The following is a 23,701-nucleotide window of genomic DNA, read 5'->3' as shown; positions in this document are numbered from 1 at the left end:
CTTTTAATCGCCGTTATCCATTAGCAAGTTGCCTCGATAACAACGTCAATCGGCGCCCTTGCGTCAAGTGTCGCAAGGGCGCCGATCATGGATCACCAGAAGCGCTGTTGGGTCAAACGGCTCCACAACGAGTCCGCCACCCGTTCGGCAGACTGGCTGGCAGCCAGCCCTACCCGCTCCTGCAGGCTTTTACGCTGGGCATAGTGCAAGTGGAACAGTTGAGCGTCCCTGGCCCGTTCAGCCAGATACTCGTCGCTGGTTTTCAACTCATCAACCAGTTTCATGTCAACGGCAGCAACCCCCAGCCAGACTTCTCCGGTGGCCACTTCATCAATGGCTAGCTGGGGACGGTACTTGGCCACGAAGTTTTTGAACAACTGGTGAGTGATGTCCAGATCCTGTTGAAACTTCTCGCGGCCTTTCTCGGTGTTTTCGCCAAACACCGTCAAGGTGCGTTTGTATTCACCCGCCGTGAGCACTTCGTAATCGATGTCGTGTTTCTTCAGCAAGCGGTTAACGTTGGGCAACTGCGCCACGACCCCGATAGAACCCAGAATGGCAAAAGGTGCGCTGATAATCTTTTGGCCGATGCACGCCATCATGTAACCGCCGCTGGCAGCCACTTTATCGATGCACACCGTCAGCGGGATACCGGCCTGGCGAATACGTGCCAGTTGTGACGACGCGAGGCCGTAGCTGTGGACCATGCCGCCACCGCTTTCGAGACGCAGCACCACTTCATCCGCCGGGGTGGCCAGGGTCAGCAGGCTGGTGATTTCGTGCCGCAGGCTCTCGGTCGCCGAAGCCTTGATATCACCGTCGAAGTCCAGCACGAATACCCGTGGCTTTTCTTCGGGTTGTTTCTTCAGCTTCTTGTCAGCCTTGGCGGTTTGCTTGCGCAGTGTCTTGAGCTGATCCTTGCTCAGCAGTGATTGCTCCAGACGTTCGCGCAGGCCTTTGTAGAAGTCATTCAGGTTGCTGATCTGCAATTGCCCCGCAGAGCGGCGACGCCCTTTGCCGCGCAAGGCCGCAAGGGTCACCAGCACCACCAGGATAGCGACCACAAGGGTCACGGTTTTGGCCAAAAAACTGGCGTACTCGGCAAGAAATTCCACACCCTCTCCTTCGAACGTAAGCAACCCCCGGGACAGGGCTGCGCAATGGCCTCAAGCATACCGGCGCGACCCGCTGCCGGCCAGCCGGCAAACACCTGCGCACAAGGGCATCGGCACAATTCAAACAAGCGTATGTTTTTTCATTGACAGTACCTTGCCATCCTCCTAACCTCGCCAGACTTTCAACGTACCGGGATGAAGCGGACGTGGGTAGCATCTATCTGATAAGACATGGCCAGGCCTCCTTCGGTGCAGACGACTACGATGTGTTGTCGCCGCTGGGTGTGCGCCAGGCGCAAGTCGTGGGCCAGCATCTGCTGGATCTTGGCCTGAACTTCGATCGCTGCCTGTCCGGCGACCTGTCGCGCCAACAGGACACCGCGCGACATGCCATGGCCCGATTCAGTGCCGCAGGCCTGGCCACTCCCGGGCTGGAAGTCGATGCAGCCTTCAATGAATTTGACGCCTATGGCGTGCTTGAAGGACTGCTGCCGGGGTTGTTGCCGGATGAGCCCGAAGCCCTGACGGCCATGAGCAATGCCGTTCACAATCCGGTGGAGTTCCAGCGCATCTTTGAACTGATCATCGCTCGCTGGATCAGCGGCAACTGGGACACGCCCGGGCTGGAAAGCTGGGCAGGATTTGTCGAGCGGGTACAGGCCGGGCTCACACGTCTTCTCAAGCAGGCTGATACCGGGCAATCCATCGCTGTATTCACCTCCGGCGGCACCATCACTGCCCTGCTTCATCTGTTGACCCGAATTCCCGCCAGCGAAGCCTTCAAGCTGACCTGGCAGATCGCAAACACCTCGCTCAGCCACCTCAAGTACCACGGCGACGAGGTCACCCTGGCTTCCTTCAACAGTCATTTGCATCTGCAGCTGTTGAAGACGCCATCACTGATCACCTACCGATAAGCGATGGCAAACGCGCCCTTCGGGTCGCTGTAACTCACCCTATAAAGGATCGAACCATGACTTCTGTAGCTGATGCCGTTCAAGCAATGAAAGCCAAATTCAACCCAGCCGCTGCTGCGGGCCTGGACCTGGTATTCGGTTTTCGCATCGATGACTCCAAGCACTTCTCGCTGATCGTCAAAGACAACACCTGCGAACTGCAAGAAGGTGAAAACCCGGACGCTCAAGTGACTCTGGTCATGGACGGCGACACCCTGAAAGACATCGTCAGCGGCGAGACTGACGGCATGCAGGCCTTCATGGGCGGCAAACTGCGCGCTGAAGGCGACATGATGCTGGCAATGAAGCTGAGCGACCTGTTCCCGGCCTAAGCCACACGCGGCACCCAAAACCGAGGCCCACGCGCTTCGGTTTTTTTTTGCCTGCGCTTCACTGAGGGGCTATCAAGGAGGTTGATCGACCACTAACACCCCGGCCTATTAAGGCCGTCGCCGGCTTGTCGAGGTTCGGGAGGCCCATTAGATTAGCGAATGTTCTCAGGCCCCAAGAATAAGCAGAAGAGATAGACATGGCGCTTACCGATTCGTCCACCCACATCCGCACAGGTGAAGAGCTTGACGCCGCCCGGATAGATGCATACCTCAAGGCCCACATCCCGATGCTGGCGGGCAAGCCCGTGATCAGCCAGTTCCCCGGCGGTGCATCCAACCTGACCTACCTGCTTGAATACCCGGATCGTGAACTGGTGCTGCGCCGCCCGCCCTTTGGCCATAAAGCCAGGTCGGCCCACGACATGGGCCGCGAGTTCCGCATTCTCAATCAACTCAAGCAGGCGTTCCCCTACTGCCCGCAGGCCTACCTCCATTGCACCGATGACACCCTGATCGGCAGCGAGTTCTATGTCATGGAGCGGGTCAAAGGCATTATCTTGCGCGCCGACCTGCCGCCCGAACTTGACCTCGGGCCCGCAGCTACCCGCGATCTGTGCCGGGGATTTATCGACACCCTGGTTGAGCTGCATCAAGTTGACTACCACGCCTGCGGCCTGGGCGACCTGGGCAAGCCCCAAGGCTATGTGCAACGCCAGATCAATGGCTGGTGCGAGCGCTATGAACAGGCCCGGACTCCGGATGCGCCTCATTGGGAAGCCGTTAAGGACTGGCTCAGGTCGAATATGCCGGCCGACCACCCGAAATCCGCCCTGGTGCACAACGATTACCGCTTCGATAACGTGATCCTGGACCCGCAGGACCCGATGCGCATCATCGGGGTCCTGGACTGGGAGCTGACCACCCTGGGCGACCCGCTGATGGATCTGGGCAACACCCTCGCCTACTGGGTCGAGGCAGACGACCCGGCTCCGTTCCAGCAATTGCGGCGTCAACCGAGCAATGCTCCGGGCATGTTGACCCGCCGTGAATTCGTCGACTATTACGCCGAACGTTCAGGCAACAGGATCGACAACTACGACTTTTATTACACCTACGGCCTGTTCCGCCTGGCCGGTATCGTTCAGCAAATCTACTACCGCTTCTACCACGGCCAGACCCGGGATCCGCGCTTCGCATCGTTCGTGCAGATGAACGCGCTGCTGGAGCAGATGAGCCTCAAGGTCATTCGCCGTTAAACCCGTTCACCCAGGAGTCAGCATGTCCAAGACCCAACTGTTCGATCTGGAAGGCAAAATTGCCTTGGTTTCCGGTGCCAGTCGCGGTATCGGCGAAGCCATCGCCAAACTGCTGGCCCAGCAAGGTGCCCATGTCATTGTCTCCAGCCGCAAGCTCGAAGGCTGCCAGGCCGTGGCCGACGCCATCATCGCCGAAGGTGGAAAAGCCACGGCCATTGCTTGCCATATCGGCGAAATGGAACACATCACCCAGGCCTTTTCGCGGATTCGCCAGGACTTCGGCCGCCTCGATATTCTGGTCAATAACGCCGCCACCAACCCGCAGTTCTGTAACGTACTGGACACTGATCCCGGCGCATTCCAGAAGACCGTGGATGTGAACATTCGCGGCTATTTCTTTATGTCCGTCGAAGCCGGCAAGCTGATGCGTGAACATCAGGGCGGCAGCATCATCAACGTGGCCTCGATCAACGGCGTTTCACCCGGGGAGTTTCAGGGCGTGTACTCGATGACCAAGGCTGCGGTCATCAACATGACCAAAGTGTTTGCCAAGGAATGCGCGCCCTTCGGTATCCGCTGCAACGCTTTGCTTCCGGGCCTGACCGACACCCGATTCGCCTCGGCGCTGGTCAAGAATGACGCCATCCTCAATGCCGCGCTGCAACACATCCCGCTGAAACGCGTCGCCGCCCCCGAAGAAATGGCCGGTGCGGTGTTGTACCTGGCCAGCGATGCGTCAAGCTATACCACTGGCGTTTCGTTGAATGTGGACGGCGGATACCTCTCCTGATCCGGCAATCTGCGGCAGTGACCCGGCCCCGATGAATATTAATTTCCAGGCATTGCAAATACGGAATATTTATTCCATAAATAGCCTTCCTGAAAATAATAATCCAAAGGATCCTGGCGATGCGTCAACTTGGAATAGGCTTGATTGGCACCGGCTTTATGGGCCGTGCCCACGCGCTGGCGTTTCGCAACGTCAGCGCGGCATTCGAACTCCCGGTGCAGTTGCATCTGGCGGCGGTGTCCGATGCCGATGCTGAACGTGCCCGGCACTGCGCGACCGCCTGGGGTTTTGAGCGCGCCCACAATGACTGGCAACAGCTGATTACCGACCCCAAGGTTGATCTGGTCGCCATCACCACCCCCAATCACCTGCACTTCCCCATGGCCATGGCGGCCATCGCGGCGGGCAAGGCCGTGTACTGTGAAAAACCCCTGGCCGTAAGCCTTGAGCAGGCCGATCAGATGCGTCTGGCGGCCCGAACCGCAGGCGTGGTCACCCGGGTCGGCTACAACTACCAGCACAACCCGATGCTGGTACTGGCGCAGCAGATGATCGAACGCGGCGATCTGGGTCGCATCATCAGCTTTCAGGGTGAGTTCAGCGAAGACTTCATGGCCGATGCGAACCTGCCCTGGTCATGGCGCTGCGAGCCCGGTCACGCCGGGGGAGCATTGGCGGATCTGGGCAGCCACTTGCTGGCCATGGCGCGTTATCTGGTGGGCGATATTGAAGCCGTGTGCGCCGATAGCCAGACCGTTCACCCGCAACGCCCAGCCACCCTCAACAGCAGCGAGCTGCGCGACATTGCAGTGGATGATCAGACCCACGCCCTGTTGCGTTTTAGCAATGGCGCACGCGGCACGTTCAGCAGCAGCTGGCTCAAGCACGGCTACAAAAATCATTTGAGCTTTGAAATCAGCGGCACCCTGGGCACCCTGAAATTCGACCAGGAACGCTTGAATGAGCTGCAACTGTGCAAACAGGGGCAAGGCGGATTCGAGCGGCTGCTGGCGGGGCCGGCATTGCCCGGTTATGCCGCTTTCAGTCCGGCCGCAGGCCATCAACTGGGCTACAACGAACTGAAAACCCTGGAAGTCCATGCGGTAATCCAGGCCTGTACCGGTCAACCGGCTCCAGGCCCTGACTTTGAAGAGGCCTGGCAGGTCGAACGCCTGGCCAGCGCCATTCGCGTAGCGGCGCAGGAGCAGCGCTGGGTAACGCTGTAACCTGGCCTTGGCTCGCGGTGACGGCGCGTCATCGCGAGCATGCTGAGGGCGCTACACGGCGTGGCGGGCAGCGACCGCCCGCAAACACCGTTCAGCCTCTTGCACCATGTCTTCGATCAGTGCCTGGCAGCTTTTCAGTTCGCCAATCGCCGCCGCCACCTGGCCGCAAGGCAAAATCCCTTCGTCAGGGACACCGTCCACCATCGAACGCTGTAATAACACCGGCTGGTTGGCCGCCATTACGGTCTGCGACAACGCCCCCGGATCTTCCTTCACCGACTGCGCAAACACGCTGAGCATGTGGCCCAGGCTCATGCCGGTCTGTTGCTTCCATTGCCAGGCACTCCCCAGGGCGATGCGCAGGCGGCCAAAGGCGCTGGCTTTTTCCAGGCGATTGATAAACGCGTTCTCGATCATTCGGTGGCGCATGCCATCCACCGCTGTGGTCACCCGGATCTGCTGCGGGTCGGCGACCTTTACGTAACGCTCCAGTGTCGCAAGGGGCGTGGGCGATTCGCGGGTCATCAAGAACCGCGTCCCCATGGCAATCCCGGCAGCCCCCGTGGCCAACGCCCCGGCCAGACCACGGCCAGTGGAATAACCACCGGCCGCGATCACCGGGACGCCTACGGCATCCAGCACCTGCGGCAGCAAAATGGTGCTCGGTACGCCGCCGGTATGGCCGCCCCCTTCGCCCCCCTGCACGGTGATCATGTCGGCCCCCAGCTCAACCGCCTTGACCGCATGCTTGACCGCGCCCACGGTCGGAATACACAGCACCCCGGCCTTTTTAAAGCGGTCGATGGTCTGACGATCCGGGCCGCGGCCATAACTCACGGCACGCAAACGGTATTCAATGGCCAGGTCGACGCATTGCGCCGCGTTCTCCTGAAACATATGAAAATTCAGGCCGAAGTTGCTGCCGCCGGTGGCTTCAATCACGCGCTGGATTTCTGCCTCCAGCGCATCGGTAGCAATCGTGGCTCCGGCCAAAAAGCCAAAGGCTCCGGCCCGCGTGCTGGCGACCACCAGATTGGCATCCGCCACCCAACCCATCGCGGTTTGCACGATGGGATAGCGGCAACCCAGCGCCTCGGTCAGCGCTGTTTGTAAATATTCGCTCATCCACGTTCTCCCGCAGCCGCCTTGTTGGCCTCGGCCATGCCCTTGGCGTCATAGCCGCCAAGCTTGTCACCCGAGAGCAACTCGTTATGGCTATGGGCAAAGTGATGCCAGGCAAATACCGCGTCCATCGCTGTCCGCTTGCCCTGCAAGTCCTCGACATGATTGATCGCCTGCTTGGTCAGGGCCAACCCCATGCGTGGCTGTTTGGCAATCGCTGCCGCCAGCGCATAGGTCCCCGCCTCCAGCTCGTCCCGGGCAAACAGACGGTTGACCATGCCCATTTGATAAGCGCGCCCAGCGCTCATCCGGTCTCCGGTGAACAGGAATTCCTTGGCAATGCGCGGGTTGAGTTCGTAGGGGTGAGCAAAGTACTCAACCCCCGGTATCCCCATGCGCACCACCGGGTCCTGGAAAAACGCATCGTCGCTGGCGACGATCAGATCGCACACCCAGGCCAGCATCAGCCCCCCGGCAATACAGGCACCCTGAACCATGGCGATGGTCGGCTTGGGCACTTCGCGCCAGCGCCGGCACATGCCCAGGTACACCTCTTGCTCACGGGCATACAGGTATTCCCCCCCCGGCTTGTTGGTGTGATCCCACCACAAATGCGCCCGGTCGAACGACTTGTTGATGTCGCGTCCCGGTGTGCCGATGTCATGCCCTGCCGAAAAGTGCTTGCCATTGCCGCGCAACACGATGACTTTCACCTCATCGTCATTCACCGCCCGGCGAAAGGCATCATCCAGCGCATAGGTCATTTGCGAGTTCTGGGCATTGTTGACCGTGGGCCGATTGAGGGTCAGCGAGGCAATGCCATCGGCCACCGCATACAGCACCGGTTCTTCGGTTTCGTACACAGCGGTATCAGCCCGCTGCACAAATTCGCTGTCGCTGTTCATCTGGAGTCCTTGCCTTAGGCCTGACGAATGCCGGGCGGGTTGCCCTTGAGCGCGGCGGCGCGGTAGTCATGCGGATCCAGCCGGCGAATGAGTGCCAGTTGCTCCAGTGTGGGCGCCACGGTTTGCTTGAGGTCAGCGGCCTTGAGCAGCTCAAAGCCGGTCTTTTCCTGCACCTCTTCAAACGTCACACCCGGGTGCAACGAACGCACCTGCGGCGCACGGTCCGGGCCACCGAAGTCCATGACGCACAAGTCGGTGACGACCAGTCGAATGTCCATCAGGTCACGACGCATGCCCTCTTTCCAGCGCTCAGCGTTGAAACCGACTCCCGAGACCATGTCCACTTCCCCCGCGACAAACGCACGGGTGTTATGGGACGGGACGAACAGCGAGTTGATGTGGTTGATGCTGTTGCCCGGCAAGCCACGCACGCCGAGCATCGCGACCTTGGGCTTTTGGTAATCGCCAATGCATGAGAGGTTGGTCTGGCCCCAGCGATCGACCTGGGTCGGCCCGATCATCGCGTGGCGGCGTCCGCCCCAGACACACTCGAATACCCGCTCAAACGACAGGTAGCCCGAGTAGCGCGGCACATAATCGCCACGCGGGCCCAACGGAATCGGCTCTTCCACCAGAAACGCTTCGCTGTCGGTCATCAACAGTTCAGGGCTATGGGTCATCTTGGCCAGGCTTGCACCCAGGCGCGGGATGACACCCAGGCCGGAGGCGATGACTTCGCCGTTATCGCGCCAGGCTTCGCTGGCGGCCACGATCAACAGTTCAGCCAGGGTGAATTCACAAGTAGCAGTCATGCTCATACTCCTTAAAACACTGGCAGCGGCAAAGCGCCCAGGCGTTCGGTACCGCCATTGCTGGCCTGATAGGCGGTTTCGCCAGGGGTCACAAATTCCGCGACGTAGGCATCCCAGCCGCCGTCTTCTGCAGCACTGGCGCTGTAGCGCTTGAGGTGGCTCATGTCCCAGCCGTAATCGGACGGGCACGATGTCGGATGCGCACCAAACGGCGCATGCACCACACCGCTAACCAGATAGCGCTCGAAAGTGTTGAAGCGGGCCTGGGTGGCATCGAGATTCAAACGCTCTTCAATGCGCTCGCATGACACGAAGCACTGCTTCGCCGCACGAGCGTAAAGATGATCAAAATACGGATCCGGCCCGGTCACCAACGTATTGCCCAGACGATCGGCGACGTTGACGTGCAAAAAGGCGATGTCCAGGTTCAGCGCGGGCATGGCCAGCAGCACCTCGCCATCGGCATAAGGCGATTGCACCTGCTTGATCTCGGGGTTCAGGCGGCTGACATCTGTCGCCAGACCGCAGCGTGTCGGCAAAAACGGCAACCGCATGCCTGCGGCACGCAGGCCCCACTGCAGCATGCCCTCGTCCAGTTCCATAAGCTCCAGCCCGCCGGCTTCACGTGCCTTGCGAAAGTGGGCTTCCAGCGGGATCGCATCCAGAGTGGCAAAGCCGAATATCAGCTTTTTGACCTTGCCGGCCGCGCACAGCATGCCGACTTCCGGGCCGCCATACGCGACCACCGTCAGGTCCTTGACGTCCGAACGCAGGATCTCGCGCACAATTGCCATCGGCTTGCGCCGAGGCCCCCAGCCGCCGAAGCCGATGGTCATGCCGTCACGCAATTGGCCGACCACGTCCGCCGCTGTCATTTGCTTGTTCATGTGTTGCTCCTTACTGCTGAACCATCGAGGCTGAGCCCTATGGCTGGCCAACGGAAAAGTCGTGTCCCCACAGGCTCACCCGGGTGAACTCAAATGCGCTGTGCGCTTGCCAGTCCACCAGCAAGCCGCCATAGCCGTACTCCAGGTCGAAGCCCGAAGGGGTTTTCATGTAGAACGAAGTCATGCGGTCGTTCAGGTGCTGGCCGAGCGTGGCGGACAGCTGGACGTTATGGGCAATGTGACGATCGTGGGCGCGGCCCACTTCGGTCATGGACTCGACCTCGACCATTACGTGAACGCAGCCTGACGGCACCGGATACTCGGCCAGCGCCAGGCTGTGATGGCGACTGTTTTTGCAATGCAAAAAGTGGATGCGGATTGGCGGTGCCGAGGGGTCGGGGCGGAAGTTGAAAATGTCCGACAGCTCAAACCCGAGTACGTCTTTGGCAAAGGCCAGGGTGGCATCAAAGTTCGGCGCAGGCAGCACGGTGTGCCCCAACCCCATGTCACCGGTGACAAACCCCGGCACGCCTTGTGGCGACACAAATGGCTGGCAATCGGAACGATGGCCCCAGCTCAGCTCATGGCGATTGCCCGACGGATCGGTCACGTGCACCAGTGCTTGTACCCCGCGCTGATCACATTGTTCGGGCGTGCCCGGACGCCAACTGACATCAGCCTGCTCCAGGGTTTCGATGGCCGCGTTGAAAGCACCTTCGCTGGCCAGCTCCCAGCCGGAAGCCAGATAACGCGACTCACCGCCAGGCACGATCAACATCCGGAACGGACGCTCATCCATCTTCACGTACAAACCGCCAGCGGGTGCCTCACAGACCATCATTCCGAGCACGTCTTCGGCATAACGCTGCCATTGAACCGGATCGGCGGACTCTGCAACGAAGTAGCTCAAACCACGAATGTCGATCATGTGCCTGCTCCTCTAATGCCTGTATTTATTGGCTGAGGGCAGTATGGGAAGGTTGGTTGCGGGACTCATCGTCCGTTGAGACTAAGACCGTGGGGCACTGCGCATCCGTAGCAACTGTCGAGTGCAACGAGGCGACGTCCAGCGATAGATGGGGTCACCGACTTTACGACGGCTCCACCGCCGGACGCGGCCTCGCTCCGCTCGACAGCTGCTACGGGTTGCAGAAAACCGGGGCGGCTGCGGCTACAGAATCCCCACGACCTGCAGCCTTTGTAGCCGCTGCCGCAGGCTGCGATAAGGCCCGAAGGGCCTTCAAAACCAGGCAATGCAGCTACGCCCTGGGGTTGCTTGACCCGCGCACGGGGATGGATCTAAGACGGCTGCACCGCCGGACGCGGCCTCGTTCCGCTCGACGGCTGCTACGGGTTGCGGAAAACCGGGGCGGCTGCGGCTACAGAATCCCCACGACCTGCAGCCTTTGTAGCCGCTGCCGCAGGCTGCGATAAGGCCCGAAGGGCCTTCAAAGCCAGGAAATGCAGCTACGCCCTGGGGTTACATATACAAAATCACCAGTTCATTGATCACGGACGGCCGTTCGCTGCCCAGCACGTGGGTGTTGAGCTCCAGGGTCAGTTGAGTGCCGCTTTTGACCCGCTCTACACGCTTGACCCGGGCCCGGGCATGGATCGTGGCGCCGGCGGGCACCGCCGAGGGGAAGCGCAGGCGGTCCGAACCGTAGTTGATCATGTTGCTGAAACCGGTGATCTCATACCCCAGGTTGAGCTTCATGCGTGATTGCAGAATCTGCACCAGCGCACCGTGGGCGATGGTGCCGCCAAACGGGCTTTGCTTTCGTGCACGCTCAGGATCGGTGTGAATCCAGTAATCGTCCCCTGACAACTGGGCAAAACTGTCGATCAGCGCCTGATCCACCACCACCTGGTTGCTCCATGGGCTGAAGGTTTCGCTCACCAGAGACTGCAGCGCCGCTTCGTCGTCCAGTGCGACCTGACGTACCGCGGCAACCTCAGCCACCGGCACCGCAGGTTGCTGCTCGGTACGCAGGGTTTTCAGCCGGGCCGGGTCTTTATCCAGCCCGGTAAAGCGCAATAGCCGGTTCCCCTTGGCGTCGACCTCGGCAAACACCGGTTGCAGACGCATGCCGATCTTCACTTCGGACTCATCCAGCCCCACCAGATTGCTGTTGATGCGCACCCCTTGATCGAGCTCGATCACGGCCAGCATTTGCGGCATTTCATCGGCGAAGTCCGGCAAGGTGGCGATGCGTGTGACAGTAAAGCTGTACAGCGTCGCCCCGCCGCTGACTTCGTGCCAGCTCAGGTCATGGGCAAAACATTGCGGGCAGTGGCGACGCGGGTAGAACACCCAGTCGTTGCATTGATTGCACTGCTGGATCAGCAGCCGCTCAGCCTTCAGGCCTTCCCAGAACGGTGCTGAAATCTCGGTCGGAACCGGCATTGGTTTGTTATTCGACATTGGATTCATGCTCCCTGAAGTATCAACGCGCCCTGCTCACTCATCACGCCACCCGTGCCTGAAACGTACACGGTGTCGCAACGCTTGAGCTGACGTTCACCGGCCTCTCCGGCAATTTGCGTCACGGCCTCGATCACCTGGGACATCCCGCCCGCCGAGCCGGCCTGGCCGAAACTGAGCTGGCCGCCGTGGGTGTTCATCGGGAAGTCGCCACGCCAGGTAAGGTCGTGCTCGCGGACAAAGCTCATGCCCTCGCCTTTGGCGCAGAAGCCTGCGTCTTCCAGGGTCAGCAATGCCGTGATGGTGTAGCAGTCGTAAATCTGGGCGGCATCGACATCGGCCGGTTTGAGCCCGGCCATGTCGAACGCCCGGCTGGAGGCAGGGCCAATCGGGGTGTGCAGCATGTCGGCGGCATACGACGGCGACTTGAAGGCCAGGTGTTCGCCAAACCCGGTGATCCATGACGGGCGCTTGCGGGCCCTGGCTGCGACCTCTTTGGAAGCGATGATCATCGCCGCGCCCCCGGCCACAGGCATCACGATTTCCAGCACATGCAGCGGGTCGGCGACTTTTTTACTCGCCAGCACTTGCTCGATGGTCAACGGCTGACCGTAAAACATCGCCTGCGGGTTGTATTGCGCGTTGGTGCGCTGATCCACGGCAATCTTGGCCATCGCTCGCGGGTCGTAGCCATATTGCGCGGCATAGCGCTGGGCAATCATCGCGTAACCGGTGTTCTGGCCCATGTGACCGTACGGCAGGTCGAACTCGGCTTCCGGGGCGCCGAAGGCGGTGCTGTGCCCGCCAAAACGCATGGCGCGCGCCATCCAGCTCTGGTCTTCGTCCGGTCCAAATGGCGCCATCCGCGCCGGCAGTACACACAGCACGGCCTGGCACAGTCCCAATTCGATGGCCGCGGCAGCCCGCCAGACCATCCCCACCGAGGTGCAGCCACCGAGGTCGACCACCTCGGCAAAGTTCAGGCGCAAGCCCAGGTATTCGGCCGCCATCGCGGGCACGAATACCGAAGCCTCATGAAACTGCGGGCCATTGATCACCAGCCCATCGAGATCCGAAGCCTGCAAGCCTGCATCACGCAACGCCTGGGCAGCCAGGTCCGCGACTTGTTCCAGGTGGAACATGCGCGGGGCCGTGGCATATTTTTCCGGTTTGTACTGCGCGCTGCCAACAATGGCCGCATGACCTTTAAGACCCATAGCTATCTCTCTTTAATCAGTTGCACCGTTAAGGCGTGTTGCGCCGGCCCCGGCGACCTCGGCATCAGGTCACAGCAGCGGCCGGCGGCGACAGCCTTCACTCAGAAGGTGTATTTCATGGAGAACGTGGCGTAGTCACGGTCTGCCAGCGGACGCTTGATCGGATCAGCCGAGCCCAGGTAACCGATGTACTTGAGCGACACTTCAAAGTTGCTCAGGTACTTGAAGGTGGTCCCGGCACTCAGGCGCCGGTCACCGGCAACCCCGGCAATGCTCCCGGCCATGGGCGCGGCACCGCTGAACACGTTGGAGAAGGTAAACGGAACCTCCAGGTCCCAGCCCTGGAACACGCCCGGGTAACTGAACGACGCGCCGAGGGTGTAAGCGCTGGAGGAGCGCGTACGCCATGCAGACGAAGTTTTGTAAGCGTAATCGTTGGACGGCTCGACGGACGGCGCCAGCGACGGCAACAACGGCAAGCCCTGCAGGTTCGGCGCACCGGAGGTTTCATCCGCGTGGTCGGCCCGTACGGTGACAATTTCACCGGTCAACGTGGTCTGGCTGGCCCACGGGCGGTCACCCAGAATGCGCATCGCCGACAATTGGAACTGCTGCCCGCGACCTTTGGCCGGCACCGCGCCCAGTCCGGTATTGACCATGACCGGAGCACCGTCACGGTACGACCATTCAGCCCCGATCTGGGTCTCGCCCAGCTTGGTGGTGGCGCTGATCCCCGTCAGTTTGATGTCTTCAAAATACTTGATGCGGTAACCATTGCTCTTGAATGCATACTGACCATTGCCCACGGGCAGCGGGTCGTAGCCCACCAGGCCGGTGGCCGGGTTTTTGTCGTGGTAAACCACATGGAACAGCGACATTTCCAGCTCAGGCATTGGGCGGAAGCGGATCTGGGCGCCCCACTGCCCGCTGTCGCGTGGCTCGTCGGTGCCGCGATACGGAATGTTTCCCGTCGGACTGATGATGAAGTCGCGGCCCGGGCCGATCACGTCAGTGGTTGACAGGTAGCTGCCTACTGGCGGCAACTCGGTGCCTTTCCACTCGTACTGTACGTATGCACCCAGGGTGATTTGCGGGTTGATACGGTAAGACGCCGAGAACTGTCCTACCGGCAGCAGCACTTCCTTGACCTCTACCCCTGGCTGCGCAGCCTTTACCGCATCGGACGGGTTCTGCACGCCGTTAACACCGGGGTAATACAGGCTCTCGCCCCATGACTCGATGTGACGTCCGGCCTTGACGTCGAGCATGGTGTTGTTGTCAAAGCGCCAGCCGCCAAAGACATAGGCGTCCAGCAAGCGCGTGCGGCCACCGCTGAATTTGCGGGTGTCGCTGGTGAACTCGTCATTGCTCCCGTACTTGTTGACGGTTGAAGGGGAGTCGTTGTCGTTGGAACGGTGGTAAATGTCGTCATAGAAGGTACTGGCGCGTACCACGGCGCCGTAGTTGTCCTTGCGCAAAATCATCTCGCCCAGCGCACCCACACGGTTTGTGGTGAGGCTGTGGCGGTCAAAGTTGCGGTTGGCATCGTCGGCGTTTACCTCCATTAACTTATCGCTGGGATCGCCCAGGCGCATGCCGATGCCGTAGCTGGTGGTGACCGACCAATCGATGGTCGCTCCGTTATCGAACTCGATGGTTTCCCCCGCCCACACCGGGCTGGACATCAGCGCGACGGCAGCGGCCAGGCCGGTGACCTGAAAGTTGTGCGGTCGTGGTCCCAGACATTTATTGTTGTTTTTATTGATCACTCTGCCTCTCCTGGTTCGCGACCCTTTGGCCGCATCGATGGGTTCAAGCGTCATTGCGTTCTACCGGCTGCGCGCAGGGCTGCGCTCAGAACTGCTCGAGCGGATTGAACTTCGAGACTCCTGTCCGGGGCCGTCGATAACGGTGCAGCCCTCCTTGTTCCTCACGAACGAGCGCCCCCTCGGCCATGAGGTAATTGGCGTGAGCCAACGTTTCGCCAACGGCCATCAGCTCGTCAAAACGACCTGACAGTTTCTTGAACAGCACCGCCATCATTTCCAGCGCCGTGCGCGGTTCCTCGCAAGCCTCCAGCAGTTGCTGCAAGTGGGCCCGGTGGTGGTCGCGCAATTGATCGAGGCGCAGGTGCAAATTGAAAAACGGTCGCTCGTGCGCCGGCAGCACCAGCACGCTGTCGGGGATCACCCGCAGGCGTTCGATGGAGTCCAGCCAGTCGCGCAACGGGTTGGCTTCAGGCTCGATGACGTACACCGCAATGGTCGACGTGATACGCGGCAACACCTGATCGCCCGAAATCAGCAGGCCATCGTCGGCGGCATACAAGCATGCATGCTCCGGCGAATGCCCGTTGCCGGTCACGACCTGCCAGTGGCGGCCGCCAATGATCAGTTCGCTGCCGTTTGCCAACCGGGTGAAGCCCGCCGCGGTCTGCGGCCGAAAGTGTTCACCCTGGATCAACGGCAGCAAGGACGTGGCACGCTCCACGCTGAAGCCGGCCTTTTGATAAAAATCGAGAAAGGCCCAATCCGGTGATGCAGCCCTCGGCGGTCCATGATGCAGCGCGTCGAACTCGCCGAGCGTCATCAGCACCGGACACCGAAAACGCTCGGCCAGCCACCCCACCACACCGGTATGGTCACTGTGAAAATGCGTGCAAATCACCGCTTTCAGCGGCAAGCCGGCCATGACCTCGACAAAAACCTGCTCCCATACGTCCCGGCATTGGTCGCTGTTGAGGCCGGTATCGACCGCCACCCAACCGTCGCCATGGCGCAACAGATACAGATTGATATGATCCAGACCGAACGGCAGCGGCATCCGCAGCCATAACACGCCCTCGGCCACTTCCTGCACCTGACCATTAGCCGGAGCCAGCGGCCAGGGATATCGCAGACCGTCACGCCATTCGTGACCCCGGGCGTCGAATTCACTCATGGCCGGGGCTCACAAAGGGCGGCAAACCGGCACGGGCCAACACCTGCAACGAATACGGCTGATAGGTGCGCGTGCTTTCGTCCCGCACAAACAGCGGATCGGCAAACAGCCCCGGCGCGTAGCCCTGGCGCTGTAAATCAACCTTGCGCAGCTTGAACGTACTGGTCAGGTCTGCTGCTGCCGAGACCCGGACAAACATCGGCGCCGCATATCGCGGCAAGCGGGCTTCGGTCAGGTCATAGAACGCCTTGGGATCAAAGTTCTGCCCCGGCTGCATCAGTATGGCCGCCATACCGGCCCGGCCTTCGTGTTCCGGCACTTGCACGCCGTAGACGTTGATCAGTTCAAGCCCCGGCAAATCACTCAGGGTGTCCGCCACTTCCAGGGTGGAGACGTTTTCGCTTTTCCAGCGGAAGGTGTCACCGATACGGTCTACGAAATAGAAATAGCCATCGTCGTCATAGCGCAGCAGGTCACCCGAACTCCAGTAGGCATCGCCGGGCTGGAAGACATCGCGGCGGATCTTGCTTTCAGTCGCGGCGTCGCTGGTATAGCCCTCAAAACGCCCGCCACCCATCTGCGGATGATTGACGATAAAGCCCATGGCTTCCCCCACTTCCCCCGGTTGGCAGAGCTGGTAAAAGCCCTGTTCATCCCGTGGATGGGTGTCGCTCTCGACGTCGTAACGCACCAGCCGCAGGTTGGTGCGGCTCCAGTCCGGTACACGCCCGCACGAGCCAACATAATTGTCGACGTTGATCAGGTTGGCATTGGCCTCGGTCGCTCCCCATCCCTCGAACACCTGGATCGGCCCGAAACGTTCCAGCCAGCGTTGCCAGGACTCGGGCGTCAACCCGGCCCCGAGCATGTAGCGCAAGCTGTGCTCGCGCTCCCCGGCCACCGGCGGCTGATTAAGCAAGTAACGGCAGATTTCACCGATGTACTGAAAAACCGTGATCTGGTTGCGCCGCACGTCCTGCCAGAACTCGCGCACGCTGAACTTGCGGCGCACCACAATACTGGCCCCGACGCGCAAGGCGGTGGACGTCACCGAGGTGGCCGCGGCACCGTGATACAGCGGCAGACAGCAATAAAACACGTCGTCGCAGGTGGCCCCCAGGGTGACTTCCATCACGTCACCCGACGACATCCAGCGCATATGGCTGTAGCGGGCAGCCTTGGGCAGGCCGGTTGTACCCGAGGTAAAAATCAGCAAGGTCGTGCTTTCTGCCGTGACCGCTGCCCGGACCTCCCGCGGGAACGGCGTGGCCGGGGCCTGGGCAAGCTGCGCAGCAAAGCCGCCATCGACGCAGGTCGGCAGTTCACCATCCCAGGGGTTTTCAAGGTCTGGAATCAGCCACCACGGCACGTCCGGCACGTCGTCGGTGGCCCGCAGATTAGCCAGGCACTCTTCGCCGACCACCACGGCTTTGGCGGCAGTGGATTCCAGGGCATGCACCAGCGGCTTGCCGCTGACCTGGGTATTGATAAACGCCACCACGACACCCAGCTTCACCAGGCCGAACCAACTGAAGAAAAACCCCGGGCGGTTCTCCATGGCGATCGCACAAACATCACCGGGTCGCAAGCCCTTGCTGTAAAACACGTGGGCCATGCGGTGAGCCTGGGCATCCACTTCGCCATAGCTGAACGTCTGCGTGCCATAGATCAAGAACGTACGTTCGGGGGCGCTTTGCGCCTGAGCCTCAAGGCGATCCGCCAAGGTGTACAAGTCAGCCGGTTTGATCTGGGCACTGGCCGCAGAACGCAGGTCCAGCAAGGCCTGGGTCTGCTCGCGCGGCACCGGCTGTTGTCGAGACGCCACTGGGACGTTGATCCGGGACATATCGTTCATTGCGCCACCGCCTCGCACAGCGGGTAATCGCTGTAGCCTTCCGGACCAGGGGAATACAGGGTTTTGCGGTCAAAGCGTGCCAGTGGCAAGCCGCGTCGCAGACGCTCGACCAGATCCGGGTTGGCGATAAAGTGCCGCGCAAACGACACTGCCTCGCCCTGCCCGGCCTGCAGCGCGGCTTCAGCACCGGCACCGTCAAAACCGTCATTGAGGATCAGGCCGCTGCTGCAATGACGCTGCGCCAGAGCAAACGCATCGAGCTCGGCCAGCGGCGAACGCATGATGTGCACATAGGCCAGATCCAGCGGCTCGGCCGCCTTGCACAAGGCCTCGGCCGTTGCCAGCGGATCGTCATCCTGAATGTCGTTGAACGGGTTGCCCGGGCACAGGCGCATCCCGACCCGACCGGCGCCAATGGCCTGCGCCATGGCGCTGAGAACCTCCACCGGGAAGCGCACGCGGTTCTCGACACTGCCGCCATAACGGTCAGTGCGCAGGTTGCTGCCCGAGGCCATGAACTGCATGGGCAAATAGCCGCTGGTGCAGTGCAACTCCACGCCGTCGAATCCTGCCTCGCGGGCATTCAACGCCGCTTGGCGATACTCTTCGATCACCTGCGCAATGTCGTCCAGCGACAGGGCCTGCGGCTCATCGGTGTCGACCATGCCGGCGGCATCGGTAAACAGTTGGGTGCGCGCGCGCAAGGCTGACGGGGCGACCGTTGCCGCACCTGCCGGCTTGTTAAAGACACTCGATGCCCGACCCACGTGCATCAGTTGCAGCACGATCAGGCCGCCTTCGGCATGCACGGCATCGGTTACGGCTTTCCAGGCAGTGATCTGTTCGGCGCTATAGATGGCCGGGGTGCGGCAATAACCGAGGCCATCGGCCGAGGGCGCCGTGCCTTCCGCGACGATCAACCCCGCTGACGCCCGTTGCCGGTAATACTCAACCATTTCGGTGGTCGGCACGCCCTGCTGATCGGCCCGGCTACGGGTCATGGGTGCCATGACAATACGGTTGGCCAGTTCCAGCTCGCCCAACCGCACAGGTTCAAACAAAATGCTCATAGTGGCTCCTCAGCGCACGCGAATTTTCGGAGCGCCGGCCCCGCGGCGCAGGGTGGCCAGAAAGCGTTCGACCGGTGCAGCTGCCGCGACCTGTGGCAAGTGCTCTTTATCCGGACGACTTGCCCAAAACTCGGCCCAGGACGGAAACAAATCGTGGAAGGTGCCTGCGTAGGGTTCGCGTCCCGGCCAGCGCATCTTTTGCGTGCCGATCGGCGGTTTGTTGAGATCACTGGCGTACCAGTAGCACGGCAGGCGACGGCGGAAATACCAGCGGCCCTGCATGCGCTCATAGTCATCCCAATAGAGCATTTGCATGTTCACCCACTCAGGGCCGGTTTCATGCTCGTTCTTGGAATACACCACCCCGACCGCATGATCCGGGTCGGTGAACTCGATCAAGTGCTGGCCCAGGTGATGCGAGGTGCCATGAAACTGATCGCGCAGGGTGTCATCGACCCAGGCCTTAAGGTGTGCACGCCCGACTTTTTCACGCCCGACACGAATATCTTCAGCAAACAAATTGACGTGGGCATCCAGGTCGCGCATGTCCAGCGACAATGAGTATTTGCCGGCCAGTTGACGAATTTCTTCAATCGACTCCAGCCGATCAAGACGGGCAAGCAAGGCGTTCTGTTCCATAAGCGGTGTCCTTAAACAATCTCTGACGGTCTGTTCCCGAGCGGCCACAGCCGCCCCGGCCCCTGCGATACGTGGGGTTATTCCAGTACGGTGTACAGTTCGCTGCTGCGGCCACCGTCGACCGGCAAGCTCGCACCGGTGATGTAAGACGCTTCGTCGCTGGCCAGGAACAGAATGGCGTTGGCCACTTCTACCGGCAGGCCCACGCGTTTGAGGGGAATCAGTTTTTCGGTGTTGAGACGGGTCTTGTCGTCAGTCAGCATGCCCGCGGTGGCCGGGGTCGCTACCACGCCCGGGATCACCACGTTGCAGCGGATGTTATGGCTCGCCCCTTCGCTGGCCGCTGCACGACTGAAGTTGATGACTGCCGCCTTGGCCGCTGAGTAGCCGGCCATCCACGGTGTGCCGAACAGGCCGCAGATCGAGGCGATATTGATGATCGAGCCGCTGCCCTGTGCACGCATCAGGCTCATGGCCGTGCGCGTGCCCCAGAACGTACCGTCCACCGTAGTGGCGAAGTTCGAGTGCCAGTCAGCTGTCGAGGTGCTGTCAATCGCGCCCCAGCTGTAGGCCATGGCGTTGTTCACCAGAATGTCCAGTCGCCCGTTGCGCTTGGCAGCCGCTTCAATGGCGCCGACATAAGCCGCTTCATTGCTGACATCGGCCACCGCACATTCGGCACGCCCCCCGACATCACGAATCTGTGCCGCCACCGCTTCCAGCGGTTCGATACGGCGACCGCACAGCACCACCAGCGCGCCCTCCTCAGCAAACCGCAGCGCCGTGGCGGCACCGATGCCCGATCCGGCGCCGGTGATGAATGCGACTTTGCCCTGTAAACGAATGCTCATATTCTGTTCCCCCATCCAGTGCCCAACGATTAGATAAACGCCATGCCGCCGTTGACCGCGAGGTTTTGCCCGGTGATAAACGCCGCGTCATCACTGGCCAGGAAGGCCGCGACCCGTGCAATTTCATCGGTTTCGCCCATGCGGCCCAGTGGGATGGCCTTGAGCATGCTTTGCATCCAGTCGTCGGGGATGTCAGCCATCATTGGTGTGTTGGTCGGGCCAGGGACGATGGTGTTGACGCGAATGCCATTGGCCGCCAATTCGCGCGCCATGCTGCGGGTCAGTCCCATCACGCCGGCTTTGGCGGCGCAGTAATGGCTTGGACCTTCACCGGTCAGAGCTGAAGTACTGGAGATATTGATCACCACACCCGGGGTGCCGGCAGCGAGCATCAACTTCACGGCCTCGCGGCTGCAGAAGAAAGTGCCGGTCAGGTTGACGCCGATCACCCGTTGCCAGTGTTCGTCCGGGGTTTGTGCGAAAGCATCGATCGAGCCGATCCCGGCGTTATTGACCAGCACATCGAAACGACCGAAGCGTGCTTGCACGGCTGCCATTGCCGTCGCTACAGAGTCGCTGTCGGCCACGTTGCAACTGACGGCCAACGCCTTGTCACCCAGACCCTCAATCGTTTCCCGAGCTGCCTCAAGGTTGATGTCAGCCGCCACCACCCATGCACCTTGCTCGGCGAAATGACGAACGATTGCCCGTCCCATGCCTTGGCCTGCACCCGTTACAAACGCAACCTTGTTCATCAATTTCATAGAGCCTCCCGCCTGCCAGAATGACGCCCGACTGCAGCACTGAAGGCTGACGGCGGGATACGGGAACCATCATTGACTGCACGAAAAAGCAGAACATCGTCCGATGGGACTAAGCCCTCTCGCGACTGAAGACAATCATCAGGGCACACCGGAAAACAGCTCGGCCAGCGCAAAACTCGACATCCACAAAAAATGCTGTAGATACCTCTATCCCTGGCTGAAGGTTATCGATGGAGTGCTGACCTGCTGGTCTAAACGGACGATGTAGACCCTGCGCGCCTATGGAATAACACTCTCACTAGAACAAAACCGGGAGAACCCGTCGTGTCCATACCCTCGCGTCCCACCTGGCGAACCCATTACGCATTGGGCGTACTGGCAGCCATTTATGTCTTCAACTACATCGACCGTCTGTTGATGGCGATTCTGATCGAACCGGTGAAGGCCGAATTCGGAATTTCCGACACCGGCATCGGCCTGCTTTCAGGCGTGACCTTCGCGGTGTTTTACACCCTGTTCGGCTTTCCACTGGGTCGCCTGTCCGACCGTATAGGACGCAAGACCGTCATCGGTCTGAGTTGTATCGCCTGGAGCGTGATGACCATGTTCTGCGGGCTTGCGGCCAGCTTCTCGATGCTGGTGGTGGCTCGTATCGGGGTGGCCATTGGTGAGGCCGGCGGCACCGCGCCATCCATGGCGATGGTGTCTGACCTGTATCCACCGGAGCGCCGCTCGACCGCCCTCTCGGTACTGATGCTCGGCTCAAGCCTGGGGGCGATATTCGGCCTGGGCCTGGGTGGCTGGATCGCCCAGCATTACGGCTGGCGTTTCGCCTTTTTGATCATCGGCGCCCCCGGGATTTTTCTCGGTCTGTTGCTGATGCTGACCGTGCGCGCACCGAAGCCCGCGCAGTTGGTCAAAGCCGCTGACCTGATCCAGGACCATTGGGCGGTCACTGTGCGCCAGCTGTTTCAAACACCGTCCTTTCTGTGGCTGGTGCTGACCGGCGGTTCCGCCGCGATTGCCGGGTACGCCATCGGAACCTGGAGCCCAAGCTTCCTGATCCGCTCCCATGGCCTGAGCCTGCAGGACGCGGGGCTGCTGGCAGGTGTGGCCGGAGGTGTCGGCGCAACCCTGGGCACCCTCACCTGCGGCATGTTGTGTGATCGCATGGTGCGTCGTGACAAGGGCTGGCAAATTGGCGTGCCACTGCTGGGGACGCTTATCAGCATCCCTTTTGCACTCGCCTACTTCCTGATGCCCACCGGCACCGCGTTTTACGTCGGCAGCACGCCGGTGCCCACCGCGTTCCTGTTTTATTCGGTGTTCAGTTTCTTCGGCACCTGGTGGGCAACACCGTGCCTGGGCGCTATCTCGCACCTGTTCCCGGCCACACGCCTGGCCCAGGCCACAGCGATATTCGTGATGTCCATGACCTTGCTCGGTGTCGGTGTCGGCCCCTTGCTCATCGGCATGCTCAGTGACGGTTTTGCTCATAGCCTGGGCAACGAGGGGCTGCGCTATGCCCTGGCCTCCTGCGTATCGCTGCTGGTGCTGGCATCGGTGTTCCTGGCCATGGCCTTGCCGCGCTACCGCCACTACCTCACCCAACCAACCCTAGCCGCAACGCCTTCGGCCAAAGCGGTCACTGCCTGATTTTCGGAGACTGAGTGATGACAGAACAAGACCTTCCGCTGCCTATCGGCCATTTCGTGACCCTGGACAGCGGACTGCGCCTGCACTTTCTCGACGAGGGCAGCGGCCCGGTGGTGCTGTGGCTGCACGGCAGTGGGCCGGGCGCCAGCGGCTTCAGCAACTTCAAGGGCAACTACCCACAGTTTGCAGCCTCCGGGTTCCGTAACCTGGTGGTGGATTTGCCGGGGTTCGGCCGCTCCGACAAGCCCGAAGACGCGCAGTACAACCTGGACTTCTTCGTCAGCGCCATGTCGGGTTTCCTCAAGGCCGTGGGCGTCAAGCGCGTCACCCTGCTGGGCAACTCGCTGGGGGGCGCCATTGCGCTGGGCATGGCGCTGGCCGAACCCGAGCGTGTCGAAAAACTGATCCTGATGGCACCCGGCGGCGTTGAAGATCGCGAAACCTATTTCAAGATGATCGGCATTCAGCGCATGGTCGAGCTGTACAACGCAGGCCCGCTGGGTATCGAACAAATGCGCCGGATCATGAGCCTGCAACTGTTCGACAGCTCACAACTGGATGACAAGCTGCTGGCCGAACGTGTGGCCGTGGCCGTGCATCAACCGCGAAATCTGTTTACCACCATGATGGTCCCGAACATGACCGAGCGCCTTGAAGAACTGCGGGCGCCGATCCTTGGTTTTTGGGGTACCGACGACAACTTCAACCCGGCCAGCGGCGCACTGAAAGTGCTGACCCATGCACCCGATGCACGCTTCATCATGCTCAACCGCTGCGGCCATTGGGTTCAGGTGGAACACCGCGAGCTGTTCAACAAGGCGTGCCTGGAGTTCTTGAAAGCCTGAGTCCGCCACGCGTCAACGCATGACCGACGGCTGCCTGC

Annotated in this window: 22 protein-coding genes; 7 read left to right on the top strand and 15 right to left on the bottom strand. The window is 60.9% G+C overall.

The genetic code is table 11. The annotated features are described in order from the left end of the window. Positions 1-92 precede the first annotated feature (92 nt). Entirely contained in the window at positions 93-1,115 is a 1,023-nt protein-coding gene (gene sohB, locus DQN55_RS10410) for a protease SohB (RefSeq protein ID WP_048380186.1), read from the bottom strand. Between the two features lie 206 nt (positions 1,116-1,321). Between sohB and DQN55_RS10405 the strand changes: the two genes are divergently transcribed. The 5 genes from DQN55_RS10405 (at position 1,322) to DQN55_RS10385 (ending at position 5,675) form a co-directional block, all read left to right on the top strand. Beyond that, complete coding sequence (locus DQN55_RS10405; RefSeq protein WP_048380188.1) at positions 1,322-2,032, top strand: histidine phosphatase family protein; 711 nt, start codon at positions 1,322-1,324, stop codon at positions 2,030-2,032. Between the two features lie 56 nt (positions 2,033-2,088). After that, a complete protein-coding gene (locus tag DQN55_RS10400; RefSeq protein ID WP_048380190.1) occupies positions 2,089-2,403 on the top strand; it encodes an SCP2 sterol-binding domain-containing protein in 315 nt (104 codons plus the stop codon). Positions 2,404-2,600: 197 nt separating this feature from the next. Further along, positions 2,601-3,659 carry a phosphotransferase family protein gene (locus tag DQN55_RS10395; protein ID WP_048380191.1) on the top strand — a complete coding sequence of 353 codons (1,059 nt, stop codon included), beginning with the start codon at positions 2,601-2,603 and terminating at the stop codon, positions 3,657-3,659. A gap of 22 nt (positions 3,660-3,681) precedes the next feature. Beyond that, entirely contained in the window at positions 3,682-4,449 is a 768-nt protein-coding gene (locus tag DQN55_RS10390) for an SDR family oxidoreductase (protein WP_048380192.1), read from the top strand. Between the two features lie 119 nt (positions 4,450-4,568). After that, the gene (locus DQN55_RS10385; protein ID WP_048380194.1) at positions 4,569-5,675 is read left to right on the top strand and encodes a Gfo/Idh/MocA family protein; all 1,107 of its coding nucleotides are present in this window, start codon (positions 4,569-4,571) and stop codon (positions 5,673-5,675) included. Positions 5,676-5,726: 51 nt separating this feature from the next. On the opposite strand, the gene DQN55_RS10380 is transcribed toward DQN55_RS10385, so the two are convergent. The 14 genes from DQN55_RS10380 to DQN55_RS10315 all read right to left on the bottom strand — a co-directional run bounded on the left by DQN55_RS10380 (position 5,727) and on the right by DQN55_RS10315 (position 21,162). Continuing rightward, positions 5,727-6,800, bottom strand: coding sequence for an NAD(P)H-dependent flavin oxidoreductase (locus tag DQN55_RS10380; RefSeq protein WP_048380196.1), 1,074 nt, complete (start codon positions 6,798-6,800; stop codon positions 5,727-5,729). Beyond that, positions 6,797-7,702, bottom strand: coding sequence for an enoyl-CoA hydratase (locus DQN55_RS10375; RefSeq protein WP_048380198.1), 906 nt, complete (start codon positions 7,700-7,702; stop codon positions 6,797-6,799). Before DQN55_RS10375 ends, DQN55_RS10380 begins: the two co-directional genes overlap by 4 nt. Before the next feature lie 14 nt (positions 7,703-7,716). Beyond that, positions 7,717-8,514 carry a CoA-transferase subunit beta gene (locus tag DQN55_RS10370; protein ID WP_048380200.1) on the bottom strand — a complete coding sequence of 266 codons (798 nt, stop codon included), beginning with the start codon at positions 8,512-8,514 and terminating at the stop codon, positions 7,717-7,719. Positions 8,515-8,525: 11 nt separating this feature from the next. After that, positions 8,526-9,401, bottom strand: a complete 876-nt coding sequence (locus tag DQN55_RS10365) for a CoA transferase subunit A (RefSeq protein ID WP_048380202.1) — start codon at positions 9,399-9,401, stop codon at positions 8,526-8,528. Between the two features lie 37 nt (positions 9,402-9,438). Then, the gene (locus DQN55_RS10360; protein ID WP_048380203.1) at positions 9,439-10,329 is read right to left on the bottom strand and encodes a VOC family protein; all 891 of its coding nucleotides are present in this window, start codon (positions 10,327-10,329) and stop codon (positions 9,439-9,441) included. 552 nt (positions 10,330-10,881) lie between these two features. After that, positions 10,882-11,826: a bifunctional OB-fold nucleic acid binding domain-containing protein/MaoC family dehydratase gene (locus DQN55_RS10355; RefSeq protein WP_048380205.1), complete on the bottom strand. Its 945-nt coding sequence runs from the start codon at positions 11,824-11,826 to the stop codon at positions 10,882-10,884. A 5-nt stretch (positions 11,827-11,831) separates the two neighbouring features. Then, positions 11,832-13,043, bottom strand: a complete 1,212-nt coding sequence (locus tag DQN55_RS10350; protein ID WP_048380207.1) for a thiolase family protein — start codon at positions 13,041-13,043, stop codon at positions 11,832-11,834. 101 nt (positions 13,044-13,144) lie between these two features. Then, entirely contained in the window at positions 13,145-14,812 is a 1,668-nt protein-coding gene (locus tag DQN55_RS10345) for a DUF1302 domain-containing protein (protein WP_048380209.1), read from the bottom strand. A gap of 85 nt (positions 14,813-14,897) precedes the next feature. After that, positions 14,898-15,983, bottom strand: a complete 1,086-nt coding sequence (locus DQN55_RS10340) for an MBL fold metallo-hydrolase (protein ID WP_048380211.1) — start codon at positions 15,981-15,983, stop codon at positions 14,898-14,900. After that, on the bottom strand, positions 15,976-17,838 hold the full coding sequence (locus DQN55_RS10335; RefSeq protein ID WP_048380213.1) for a long-chain-acyl-CoA synthetase: 1,863 nt from the start codon (positions 17,836-17,838) through the stop codon (positions 15,976-15,978). Before DQN55_RS10335 ends, DQN55_RS10340 begins: the two co-directional genes overlap by 8 nt. After that, on the bottom strand, positions 17,835-18,908 hold the full coding sequence (locus tag DQN55_RS10330; protein WP_048380215.1) for an alkene reductase: 1,074 nt from the start codon (positions 18,906-18,908) through the stop codon (positions 17,835-17,837). The genes DQN55_RS10335 and DQN55_RS10330 overlap by 4 nt, the downstream gene beginning before the upstream one ends. Positions 18,909-18,917: 9 nt before the next feature. Continuing rightward, positions 18,918-19,547, bottom strand: coding sequence for a nuclear transport factor 2 family protein (locus DQN55_RS10325; RefSeq protein ID WP_048380217.1), 630 nt, complete (start codon positions 19,545-19,547; stop codon positions 18,918-18,920). A gap of 77 nt (positions 19,548-19,624) precedes the next feature. Next, positions 19,625-20,398: an SDR family NAD(P)-dependent oxidoreductase gene (locus DQN55_RS10320; RefSeq protein ID WP_048380219.1), complete on the bottom strand. Its 774-nt coding sequence runs from the start codon at positions 20,396-20,398 to the stop codon at positions 19,625-19,627. Between the two features lie 29 nt (positions 20,399-20,427). Further along, positions 20,428-21,162, bottom strand: coding sequence for an SDR family NAD(P)-dependent oxidoreductase (locus tag DQN55_RS10315; protein ID WP_048380221.1), 735 nt, complete (start codon positions 21,160-21,162; stop codon positions 20,428-20,430). Positions 21,163-21,486: 324 nt separating this feature from the next. Here DQN55_RS10315 and DQN55_RS10310 point away from each other — a divergent pair, with 324 nt between their 5' ends. Together DQN55_RS10310 and DQN55_RS10305 are read left to right on the top strand one after the other, a co-directional pair. Beyond that, positions 21,487-22,818, top strand: a complete 1,332-nt coding sequence (locus tag DQN55_RS10310) for a spinster family MFS transporter (protein WP_048380223.1) — start codon at positions 21,487-21,489, stop codon at positions 22,816-22,818. A 17-nt stretch (positions 22,819-22,835) separates the two neighbouring features. Continuing rightward, a complete protein-coding gene (locus DQN55_RS10305) occupies positions 22,836-23,663 on the top strand; it encodes an alpha/beta fold hydrolase (protein ID WP_048380224.1) in 828 nt (275 codons plus the stop codon). Positions 23,664-23,701 lie beyond the last annotated feature (38 nt).

It is taken from the genome of Pseudomonas taetrolens, from assembly GCF_900475285.1.
Classification (GTDB): domain Bacteria; phylum Pseudomonadota; class Gammaproteobacteria; order Pseudomonadales; family Pseudomonadaceae; genus Aquipseudomonas; species Aquipseudomonas taetrolens.
Note: the sequence above shows the minus strand (reverse complement) of the source record. Positions and strands in the feature narration are given on the sequence as shown.